We start from the raw sequence: 11,424 nt of genomic DNA, 5'->3' as shown, positions 1-11,424 counted from the left end.
ACAACTACCATCGACCACACACCGCCGCCGGAAACCAGCCGCCAGCCTCCCGGCTCCACACCGGCGTCACCAACGTCAACGCCTCATACAGCTAGCACTGATGGCTCGGAGCGGTTTGCCCGGAAGTCCGAGGAGGACGTGATGAGCGGAGCGGCGCGCAGCCTGAGCAAGGACGAGGCTTTCGAGGAGGTCCTCCAGCTGCAGACCGACGGCGTGATCCTGCTCGAGGGCGCGGCGACGGCTGACCAGGTCAGCCTCGACGGCTGGGATCCGGTGCTCGCGCAGAAGTCGAACGGCAACGTGGCCGGAGTGGTGATCCGCTACCTCCCCAGCGGCACCTTGACCTCGGGCACGCCGAGCGGGGGTTCCGCGCCCGACCGGCTCGACCCGCGCAACGCGCTCGCCCTGATCCGCTTGTGCCAGTGGCTGAGCGACAACTACGGCGTGACCGAGCTCTACCACCTGGGCATCAGCGGCGGCGGCACCGACGCGGAGGGCAATCCGCGCGTCGACTGCCACGGCCAGGGCCGGGCGGTCGACTTCGCCGGCGTGCGCGGCAGCACCGCCGACGCCGGAGAGTTCGGCCTCACCGTGCGGGACGACTGGGGCACCGCCGACACCACCTTCACCCCGGGTGGCGACTGGCCGGCCGGTACCGGCGAAAATGTCCAGTACCGGCTGGACGACCCGGCAGCCGACCAGTTCGCGGCCGGTTTTTTCCGTGACGTCTACGCGTTCATCACCAGCGAGTGGCAGGACAGGTCGGACGGTCCCGACGATCCCGGTGGCTCGTCGATCGGCGAGCACAGCTTCGTGATGAACCCGGACCACCCGACGTCGTCACCAGGCCGGCCCAACGGGCGTGAGGCGCACCGCAACCATCTGCACATGCAGATCGGAAAGACCGGCACCGAATAGGGTGGTTCAGGCGCTTTGCCCCGTTCAGGTGATGCCGCTCTGCCGAACGGCTGACCGCGCGGGAATCCGGTAACGCCGGTTCGAAGGCCCGCGAGTTCCATCTCGACCTGCGAGGACACGGTTGGGGTGGCGGAATGGGCGACAGCGCGGAGAGAACCCCGGGGCGTGGCGTACTCGAAGGGGCGTTCCAGGTACTGGACGTGCTGGCGGCCGAGCGCGGCGGCGCCGGGTTGAGCGAGGTCGCGCGTGCGGGCGGGCTGCCGAAGGCCACCGCCTACCGGCTGCTCGAACAACTCGTGGGAATCGGCGCGGTGCAGCGTCACGGGCAGCGGTACTTCGTCGGCAAGGTCCTCGCACGGCTCGGCCAAGCCTGGCAGCCGCACCCGCAGCTGCGGGAAGCGGCGGTCGGGCCGGTGCGGACACTGGCGTCGCTGTCGGCCACGGCGGTGGCGGTGACCGTGCTGCACGGCGACCGGGTGCGGATCGTGGCGGCGACGCGCGGCGCTCTCGGTGAGCTCCCGCAGATGCGGGCCGACAGCGATCTGGCCAGCCGGACCGCGGCCGGCCGCGTACTCCTGGCGGCGCAGCCCGGCGCGGACCCGCCGGACGGGTACTCGCAAGCCGAATGGCGGCGCATCCGTGATGGACTGCGCCACGAGGCGACGATCGCCGTCGACCACCAGGAGGCCGTGCCCGGGATCTGCTGCGTCGCGGCACCCGTCGTGCTTCCCCGCCAGCAGGGCATCGCCTCGATCAGCGCGCTGGTGATCAGCCGCACGGTCCCCAAGCAGCTGCCCGACCTCCTCGTGCGGGCCGCCGCCGAGGTCACCCGCAACCTCGGGGTCCGCTGAGCGAACCAGCGACTTCCGATCAGGCCGGGCGAGGTGGACACTCGGGGGCGATTCCCGCGGCGGCTCTCGTGCGTCGAGCATGGAGGGGGCACATGCCAGCGGTTCCCGTGCCGGCGCCGGTTCCGAGCGCGGCGGCCACCTTGCCGTGGAGCCAGACGCTGCTCGTCGCGCTGATCATCGCGGTTGCCGTGCTGCTGGCCGGACTGATCGTGATCCTGGCCCGGGCCAAGGCACCCCGGTCGGACGCGGGTGGCAGCGTGGTGCGCAGCTGGATCGCGGTCAGCCTCGTGCTCGGCCTCGTTCTGTTCGCAGCGTTCGCTTTCGCCGTCGATGACACCGCACTGAGAAGCACGTTGGTCGGCGGTCTCACGGCGAGCGTGGGCTCGGCTGTTTCCTTTTATTTCTCGGCCAATTCCTCGGACCAGGCACGCCAGGACCTGCTGAGCGCCGCGATCGGCACGGAGCTGGTGCCCGACCTGGAGGGGATGACGGAGGCCACCGCCACGGCGACGCTCGGCCTGACCGCCCTCAAGCTGGAGCGCGACCCCACCAGTTCCCCCGACCCCGCGGCGAAGGTCGACAACCAGGACCCGAGCGCCGGCACGATGAGTCCCAAGGGGACCGCCGTGCGCGTCCACTTCTCGGCTTGACAGGTCGGGGATTGTCCGGACTCGGCCAGTCACCGGCCAACGAATTAGATCTCGGCACCTTCGGGTTCGCGGTACTGGCCGTCATATCGCTGATCAGGATGATCCAGCCGCCGCTCACGCCTCCTTCCGCGAAACCGCGGGCCACCAGCGCGAGCGGGCAATTGGGTCACGACCCCAACGCGGCCTTCTATTCAAGCTCGATGGCACGCTTTTGAGAACCGGAGCAGGGGTGGCCCTTCACCGGGAACACCCGCCGGTCCGATTCCCCGCGAGCATCGACGGGCGGTCTACGAGGGCGACCGGGGGCCGTTGTGCACAATGCGGTGCGACCTTCGGCCTCCAGTACGACCACGTTCTTCCGGTCGCCCTCGGTGGCGGGACGACCTCAAAGAACCCTTCAACCGCTCTGCGGGATGTCCTGATTGGACGGAAAAGGGAATCAGCGCCTTCCCTGCTACCGGCTTTTCTGGACCGGCCCCGTCCACGCGTACAGCCTGTTCGACGCCCGCGCCGACCGCCAAGGCTCTCGGCGGTACGTGCCGGAGCCTATTTCTGTCCCGCGAGATGCAATTTGCATTCAGTATCTACCGAACAGCGACTGTCCGCCACGTTGATGACAGCAGTCGCGTCGCGTATCCGTCGTGAGACGGAACTGAGCCTTGACGGCCCCCGCAGGTGGACGTAGCGTTTCGGGCAAGTTAATCGAAGTCCTTCGATCGGAACAGTCCACCGAAGCGTCGCGTGTCCTTCGGCAGTCCTGCCTTCGACCACTGTGGAGGGTCCTGTTGTCGGTTTACGAGCCTCTCGCCACCTCCGCGCCATCGGTCGACGACCACGGCCCCCACTTCGCCGTGGAGGTGGTCCAAGACGTGCGCATCCCCTCGGGGACCCCGGGCACCACGCTGTCCGCGGACCTGTTCCTCCCCGTCGCCGCCGGGCTCGTGCCGGCTCTGGTGACGGTCCTGCCCTACCGCAAGGACGCGACGTGGGGCATCCGCGATTTCCCGACCTCCAGGTGGTACGCGGAGCGCGGGTACGCCTGCGTCCTGGTCGATTTCCGTGGTGTCGGTTCGTCGGACGGGTCGCAGCGCCCCCCGTTCGATCCGGGGGAAGCCGACGACGGGGTGGCCGCCGTCGAGTGGGCCGCCCGGCAACCGTGGTGCAACGGGAACGTGGGGATGTGGGGGCACTCCTACGGCGCGGTGCTGGCGCTGCGCACCGCGAGCCGCGGGCCCGGGCACCTCAAGGCGATCCTCCCCGTGATGGGCATGCTCGATCCGGAACGGGACTTCGCGCATCCGGGCGGTACTCGCGGCGGACTCTTCCCCGTGGCCCGGTGGGGCATGCAGACGTTCTTGAACCAGCTGCTCCCCCCGCTTCGCCAGTACGGCACCGCCGCGGAACAAAAGCGCTGGTCGGACCGGTTGCGCAACGCGGAACCCTGGCTGCTCGACCTCGCGCGGCGAACACCGGGAGATCCGGCCTGGCGCACCCGGGTGGTGGACGCCCGGGCAATCACCACACCCACCTACTGCATCGGCGGCTGGCAGGACATCTTCTGCGACGGCACGATTCGCGCGTTCGAGGAGATCGACGCGCCCAAGAAGCTCCTGGTCGGTCCGTGGACCCACACGATGCCCGATATGTCGCAGCTGGCACCGGTCGACTTCCGGGCACTGAGCCTGCGCTGGTGGGAGCACTGGCTGCGGGAGAGGGACACCGGCCTGTTCCACGAGCCTCCCGTCACGCTCTACGTCCAAGGCGCGGAACCGGGGTGGCGCGGCTTCGATTCCTGGCCGCCCCCCGGCGGACAAGTCCGGCTCGCCACCGGTGCCGACACCGTCCTGCGGCCACGACCCGTCCCGGAGAAGGGCGAGGTGATCTCGGTGTGGTCACCGGACCCCACGGTGGGGACGGTGAGCAGTCTCTGGGCGCTGCCGGCCGAGGATTCCGTCCTTCCTCTGGACCAGCACGAGGACGACATGCGAAGCCTGTGCTGCACCAGCGAACCGCTGGAGCGGGACGTGCTGATCGCCGGCCGTGCCCGGCTCTCGGTCGGCACACTGCCCGGGTCCCCGAGCCGTCCCATGGTGGCGCGGCTGAGCGAAGTCGATGCGGACGGCCGGTCCCGGCTGATCACCGTGGGACTCGCCGTCGCCACCGGACCGGTGACGGAGGTGCCGTTCACCCCGACCTGTTACCGCGTGCGTCGCGGAAGGCGGCTCAGAATCGCCCTGAGCAACGGGGATTTCCCTCGCTTGTGGCCCGTATCGGCGGTGAACGGGAACACCCCGATGCACCTGGTGAAGGTGGCGTTGACCCTGCCCGCCGCTACACTGGGCTCCGCAGATGTCGTACCGCTGCCGCGACCCGCTCCCGATGCCGGTCCGCCGTCGACACCGATCCACCCGAGCTGGACGGTCAGCCGTGACATCGTCCACAGTGGAGTGAAGGTGGCGCTCGGTCAGGAACTGGTCGCGCGGACTCCCGATGGGAAACACCTGCTGGAGCTTCGCCACGACGCGTCCGCCTCGGTGAAACGCGCGGAGCCGGGCGCCGCGCTCACCGTTGCCAGCTCGTACGCCAGGGCTCACCTGTGCAGCGGCGAGAAGATCCTCGCGCGCGGGGAGCTGCGGATGACCGCGACCACGGTGACCTTGTCCGGGGAGGTGGCGGTGGACAGGGCCACCATCTTCTCCCGCACGTGGGAAGTGGCCGTTCCCGATTCGGCGGCCACGCAGCCGACACCAAGGGACGGTGACCGCGATGCGTCCCAGTGACCTCGACCCGGCAGCCCGGGGAGGGCAGTTGCTGGCCGAGCACGGCGCCGACAGGTCCGAGAGGTTCGCCCGGGCACTGGCGGCGCTGGGGGTGCGGCCAGGAGACCGGGTGGCCACGCCGGAGCCGGGCGCCGTCCTGCCCGCGGACGTGTCGTGGCGCGTCATCGTGGTGGGGAAATCGTCCGGGCCGCTCGGCTTCGCCGAACTGGTGGAGGGGAACGAACCCGGGTTTCCCCTCGCGTCGTGGGCCCGGACGGCCCGCTCGGGCACATCCGCACCTCGGGCACGACGGGCACACCGAACGAGTGGGCCGCGCCAGCGCTCGGGGTGCGCGTGCACGATCACTACGGCCAGACCGAGACCGGGAGGGTCATCAACAACCACCACGATCCCCGGCTCGCCGCACCGCTCAAGCCGGGCACGATGGGCCGACCGATGCCGGGCTGGACGGTGCGGGTGCTCGCGAGCGACCGCGACGAACCGGTACCTCCGGGTGAGACCGGCCGAATCGCGGTCGACCTGCCTGCCGGCCCCCTGGCGTGGTTCGGCGGCTACGACGGCGGGGTGGATCCCGGGAAGTTCAGCGCGGACGGCCGCTGGTACTTCAGCGGCGAAGCCGGTCACGTGGACGACCGGGGGGACTTCCACTTCACCGCCCGCGACGACGACGTGATCATCACGGCCGGTTGCAAGGCGGTGGAAAGCGCCGTGGTGGCGGTACCGGACGAGGTACCCACGCCGGGTTCATTTCGTCGACGAGCTGCCGAAGACACCGAGCGGGAAGATCCAGCGGTTCGTGCTGAGGCAACAACGGCGGCAAGAACTCGACCCGGCCACATCCGTCCCGCGGCACTGACGCGAAGCAGTGCCGCTGTTCCCTTCTAGAGAGGTCTGGACACATGAAAGGCAACGGTGCCTCATTGGTTCGGCGGCGTCCTCATCCCGGAAAACCCCGCTGGCGGAAGGCCGCCGCGGCGTTCGCGGTGGGGCTGGCCGTGGTGTCCCTGACGGCCGCGTGCGGCGGCGGCACGGGCAGTGGTAGCGCGGATCGCGTGCTGAACATCGGCTTCCCCGTCCCGCCGGAAAGCATGGACCCGGCCAAGCTCAGCACGGACGCCTCCCTGTACGCCAACCTGGCCTACGACCCGCTCATCTACCGGGCGCCCGACGGTTCGCTCCAGCCCCGGCTGGCGACCTCCTGGAACTACGTGGGCACGGGCAACAAGCTGTTCGAGCTGAAGCTCCGGCCCGACGTGCGGTTCAGCGACGGCTCCCCGCTCACGGCGGACGTGGTCAAGACCAACATCGAGCACTTCAAGAAGACCTCGAGTTCGGCCTCGCTGCTGGCCGCCGTCGCCTCCATCGAGGCACCCGATCCCCTCACCGTGCGGGTGTCGCTGTCGCAGCCGAACCCGATCCTGCCCGTTTTGTTCACCCAGGATTTCCTGGCGGGGAACGTCGCGAGCGGCCCCGCGCTGGCACAGCCCGACACACTGGCCACCCAGTCGGCCGGCGCGGGACCCTACGTCCTGGACCCGGCGACAACCGTGTCGAAGGACCACTACACGTACGTGCCCAACCCGCAGTATTGGAACAAGAACGCCGTGCACTACGACCGGGTCGTGGTGAAGGTGCTGACCAACGCGAACACCGCGCTGGCGGCGATCAAGACCGGTCAGGTCGACGTGCTGCGCGCCGACTACACCACCGCCGACGCGGCGAAGTCCGCCGGCCTGCAGATCGCCCAGACCCCGTTGAGCTTCATCGGGCTCAACCTGACCGACCGCGCCGGCCAACTGGTGCCCGCACTCGGGGACGTCCGGGTCCGCCAGGCGCTCAACTACGCCGTCGACCGGCAGAAGATCACCAAGGCGTTGTTCGGCGACTACGGCACACCGACCGAACAGATCCAGCTCCCCGGTGAAGACGGGTACAACCCGCAGGACTTCTACGGCCACGACCCGGCGAAAGCACGGCAGCTGCTCGCGGAAGCGGGCTACCCCAACGGGTTCACCCTGCCGGTGCTGACCAGGACGACCCGCGGCACCGACCTCGTCATCCAGGCGATGGCCGACGACCTCAAGCAGGTCGGTGTCCAGGTCCAGCTGACCACGCAACCGGACTTCCAGAAGTACACCCAGGACCTGACGAGCGGGAAGTACCCGGCCTACGGGGTGCTCGCCGGGGCTCTGCCGATCTACGCGATGGGTCAGCTGCTGTTCCTGCCCAACGCCTCGGTGTACAACCCGCAGAAGAGCAGTGACGACCAGTTGCAGTCCCTCTACGAGCAGGCGTCGGTGGCCGACGACGCGAACCGGGCGCGGCTGGACCAGCAAGTGGTGCGCAGGCTCGTCGAGCTCGCCTGGCTGGTGCCGGTCGTGTTCACCCCCAACCTGTACTACTCCCGGCCCATGGTGGGCGGCGTAGAGGCGACCGCGAAGGAGCCCAAGGCCAATCCGGTCGAGTGGTTCCCGAAGAGCTGAGCGGGAGGAGACACGCATGAGGCGACTGATACTGCGGCGGCTGCTGATCTCCGTCCCGCTGGTGATCGGGGTTTCGCTGCTGACGTTCCTGTTGCAGGCACTGACTCCCGGCGACACCGCACGCGCCATCCTCGGCATCAACTACACCCCGGAGGCCTATGCCCAGCTGCGCCACCAGCTCGGCCTCGACGAACCGCTGCTGACCCAGTACTGGCACTGGCTCACCCAGGCGCTGCGAGGCGATCTGGGTGTCTCCCCCATCAGCGGGCTGAGCGTGGCGTCGGAGATCGCGAGCAGGCTGAGCGTGACCGTCTCCCTCATCCTGGTCACGACCCTCGTCGCCGCGGCGCTCGGCATCGGGCTCGGGGTGTTCAGCGCGGTGCGCGGCGGCGCGCTCGGCCGGACCGTGGACGTGTTGTCGCTGGCCGGCCACTCCCTGCCGAGCTTCTGGCTCGGGCTGGCACTGGTGACGGTGTTCGCGGTCGGGTTGCGGGCGTTCCCGGCCACCGGGTACGTCGCGCTCGACGCGTCCCCGGGGCAGTGGGCGCTGAGCCTGGTGCTCCCGGTCACCGCGCTGGCCGTGCACGGCATCGCGGTCATCGCCAAGCAGACCAGGGACGGGATGCTCGAGGTGTTGTCGCGGGAGTTCGTGCGGGCGCTGCGCGCCCACGGGGTCTCCGAGCGGTCGATCGTCTTCCGGCACGCGCTGCGCAACGCGGCCATCCCCGTCGTGACCGTCGTCGGCATCGTGTTCGTCCACCTGCTCAGCGGCACCGTGCTGGTGGAGACGGTGTTCGCCATGCCGGGCCTCGGCGGCCTCGCCGTCGACTCGACCACCCAGCACGACCTGCCGATGATCCAGGGCGTCGTGGTGGTGTTCACGTTGATCGTCGTGGCGGTCAACCTCCTCGTCGACCTCGCCTACAGCTGGCTCAACCCGAAGGTGCGTGTCCGATGACCGTGATCCCCCAAGCCGCGACAGCACCTGTGCAGCGGGCCAGGATCCCGCGGGCCGTCGCGCGACGGCCACTCGGCCTGGTGTGCCTCGGCTTCCTCGTCCTGGTCGTGGTCGCGGCCGTCGCGGCGCCCCTGCTCGCGCCCTACGACCCGACGGCGACGGACCTGTTCCACACCAGGTCCGGGCCGAGCGCGCTCCACCCGTTCGGCACCGACAGCCTGGGGCGGGACGTGCTCAGCCGCCTGATGTACGGCGGACGCGTGACACTCACCGGCGTCGGGGAAGCGGTGCTGACCGCACTCGTCGTCGGGGTGTCCGCCGGTCTGGCCGCCGGGTTCGCGGGTGGCTGGACCGACCGGATCGTCTCCTGGCTGGTCGACCTGCTGCTCGCCATCCCCGTCGTGGTCACGCTGCTCGTCGTGGTCGCGGTCGTCGGCAGCAACGAGACTTTGGCGATGATCGCGTTCGGGTTCCTAGGCTCCCCGGCGCTCGCCCGCGTGGTCCGCGGAGCCACCCTCGTCGTCCGCCAGGAGCTGTACATCTCCGCGGCCTACGTGGCCGGTCTGCCGACGGCCTACATCGTTACGCGGCACGTGCTACCCCGCGTGGCGGGACCCATCATCGTGCAGACCGCGCTGTTCGCCGGCTCGGCCGTGCTCGCCGAGACCGGGCTCGGCTACCTGGGCCTCGGCGTACAGCAGCCGACACCCAGCTGGGGCAACGGCGTCGCCGACGCCTCTCACGCAATCGACCAGCAGCCGTGGCTGCTGGTCCCGTCCGGGCTCGTGATCGCGTTGACAGTGCTCGCGTTCGGGCTGCTGGGCGACACCGTCCGCGACGCGACCGTGCAGCGGGACGCCCCGCCACAGCCGCGCCCGAAGGCGCGCACCCGGCCGGCAGAGTCCACACCGGACAGTGCCGAGCCGGAACCGGCCGCCCTGCTGTCCATGCGGAACGTGACGGTGGCGCTGAACGAACCCGGGCGTGAGGTCGCACTGCTCGAGGACCTCAGCCTCCAGGTGGGACGCGGCGAGACGGTGGGGCTCGTCGGCGAGTCCGGGTGTGGGAAGTCGATGACCGGCAGGGCGGTGCTCGGGCTGCTCCCGGCCGGCGCGGCGGTCACCCGGGGCCGGATCCGGTTCGGCGACGAGGACCTCACCACGATGAGCCAGACCGGGCTGCGCAGGCTCCGTGGCGCGGAGATCGCGCTGATCTCCCAGGAACCGCTGGCGAGCCTCGACCCGGTGTTCACCGTGGGCCACCAGCTCGACGAGCTCGTGCGACGCCACCGGCCCGGCAGCCGCAAGGCGGTGCGGGCCCGCAGCGTCGAACTGCTGGAGAAGGTCAACCTGCCCGAGCCAGAGCAGGTCGCGCGCCGGTACGTGCACGAGCTGTCCGGCGGGATGGCACAGCGCGTGTCGATCGCCATGGCCCTGTCGGGGAATCCGAAGCTGCTCATCGCCGACGAACCCACCACCGCGCTGGACGTCACGGTGCAGGCGGAGATCCTCGACCTGCTGCGGGGGCTGCAGCGCGACACCGGACTGGCGATCCTGCTGATCAGCCACGACTGGGGCGTCGTCGCAGACCTCTGCTCACGCGCCTACGTCATGTACGCCGGCCAGATCGTGGAAACGGGCGAGGTCACCGAACTGTTCGACCGGCCACGTCATCCGTACACCACCGGGCTGCTGGGGTCGATGCCGCGCCGCGGCACCCCGCGGACTCACCTGCCCGGTATTCCCGGTTCGGTGCCCGATCCGGGTGACTGGCCGGCTGGCTGCCACTTCGCCGACCGGTGCGCGCTCGCGACCGAGGAGTGCACCCTCGCGCCGATCCCGTTGCTCCAGGTCGAACCAGAGCACCGGACACGCTGCCTGCACCACGAGGACGTGGCACGAGGACAGGCCACACCGGTCGACGCGGTCGGGAGGACGGCGTGAACACATGCTCCGCTCCGCTGCTCGACGTCGCCGACCTCCGGGTGCGGTTCGCCGTGCCCGGCCGGCACGGGCGGACCGTGCCGGCCGTGGACGGGGTCTCGCTCCGGATCGGCCGCGGCGAGACGCTCGGGCTCGTCGGCGAGTCCGGTTCCGGCAAGTCCACGCTGGGCAACGCCATCCTCGGCCGGGTACCGGTGGCGGAGGGCCGCATCCTGCTCGACGGGGAGGACATCACCAGGCTCAGCGGGAAGCGCCGTCGCCCGCTCGCCCGCCGCCTCCAGGTCGTGTTCCAGGATCCGTACAACTCGCTCAATCCGGCGCGCACGGTGGGGCAGACGCTCGCCGAGCCCCTGCGTTTCGGCGAGCGGCTGACCAGGGCCGAGATCCTCGCCAAGGTCGCGGACACGCTACGCCGCGTGGGCCTGACCCCGGACGCGGCGCACCGGTATCCGACGCAGTTCTCGGGCGGCCAGCGACAGCGGATCGCGATCGCCCGCGCGCTCGTACCGGAGCCGGAACTGGTCGTGTGCGACGAGCCCACGAGCGCGCTCGACCTGTCGGTGCAGGCGCAGATCCTCAACCTGCTGCTGGATCTGCAGCAGCAGTTCGGCTTGAGCTACCTGTTCATCACCCACGACATCGACGTGGTGCGGCACGTGTCGCACCGGGTGGCGGTCATGTACCGAGGCCGGATCGTCGAACAGGGAGACGTCGAACAGGTCACGTCGTACCCCTCCGACCCCTACACCCGCGCGTTGCTCAGCGCCGCGCCCGTGCCCGATCCCCGGGAGCAGGCGCGGCGGCGCGGCGCCCGGACGGCGTCCTGAACGGGAGAGTGCCG

Annotated in this window: 9 protein-coding genes; all 9 read left to right on the top strand. The window is 70.1% G+C overall.

Annotation, left to right across the window (positions count from 1 at the left end):
- Positions 1 to 141: 141 nt before the first annotated feature.
- Positions 142 to 918 carry a hypothetical protein gene (locus BMZ92_RS22120; protein ID WP_091510793.1) on the top strand — a complete coding sequence of 259 codons (777 nt, stop codon included), beginning with the start codon at positions 142 to 144 and terminating at the stop codon, positions 916 to 918.
- Positions 919 to 1,052: 134 nt separating this feature from the next.
- On the top strand, positions 1,053 to 1,769 hold the full coding sequence (locus BMZ92_RS22115; RefSeq protein ID WP_091510791.1) for an IclR family transcriptional regulator: 717 nt from the start codon (positions 1,053 to 1,055) through the stop codon (positions 1,767 to 1,769).
- A 107-nt stretch (positions 1,770 to 1,876) separates the two neighbouring features.
- Entirely contained in the window at positions 1,877 to 2,419 is a 543-nt protein-coding gene (locus BMZ92_RS22110; RefSeq protein ID WP_177228818.1) for a PASTA domain-containing protein, read from the top strand.
- 785 nt (positions 2,420 to 3,204) lie between these two features.
- Positions 3,205 to 5,199 (top strand): CocE/NonD family hydrolase, encoded by a 1,995-nt coding sequence (locus BMZ92_RS22105; protein ID WP_177228817.1) that lies wholly within the window; start codon positions 3,205 to 3,207, stop codon positions 5,197 to 5,199.
- A gap of 243 nt (positions 5,200 to 5,442) precedes the next feature.
- Entirely contained in the window at positions 5,443 to 6,084 is a 642-nt protein-coding gene (locus BMZ92_RS22100) for an AMP-binding protein (RefSeq protein ID WP_218153526.1), read from the top strand.
- 14 nt (positions 6,085 to 6,098) lie between these two features.
- Positions 6,099 to 7,682 carry an ABC transporter substrate-binding protein gene (locus BMZ92_RS22095; RefSeq protein WP_091510785.1) on the top strand — a complete coding sequence of 528 codons (1,584 nt, stop codon included), beginning with the start codon at positions 6,099 to 6,101 and terminating at the stop codon, positions 7,680 to 7,682.
- A gap of 16 nt (positions 7,683 to 7,698) precedes the next feature.
- Complete coding sequence (locus BMZ92_RS22090; RefSeq protein ID WP_091510783.1) at positions 7,699 to 8,640, top strand: ABC transporter permease; 942 nt, start codon at positions 7,699 to 7,701, stop codon at positions 8,638 to 8,640.
- On the top strand, positions 8,637 to 10,583 hold the full coding sequence (locus BMZ92_RS22085; protein WP_091510781.1) for a dipeptide/oligopeptide/nickel ABC transporter permease/ATP-binding protein: 1,947 nt from the start codon (positions 8,637 to 8,639) through the stop codon (positions 10,581 to 10,583). The genes BMZ92_RS22090 and BMZ92_RS22085 overlap by 4 nt, the downstream gene beginning before the upstream one ends.
- Complete coding sequence (locus BMZ92_RS22080; RefSeq protein WP_218153525.1) at positions 10,580 to 11,410, top strand: ATP-binding cassette domain-containing protein; 831 nt, start codon at positions 10,580 to 10,582, stop codon at positions 11,408 to 11,410. The genes BMZ92_RS22085 and BMZ92_RS22080 overlap by 4 nt, the downstream gene beginning before the upstream one ends.
- Positions 11,411 to 11,424 lie beyond the last annotated feature (14 nt).

It is taken from the genome of Amycolatopsis sacchari (assembly GCF_900114035.1).
GTDB classification, from domain to species: Bacteria; Actinomycetota; Actinomycetes; order Mycobacteriales; family Pseudonocardiaceae; genus Amycolatopsis_E; species Amycolatopsis_E sacchari.
This window is presented reverse-complemented; position numbering and strand designations above follow the sequence as displayed.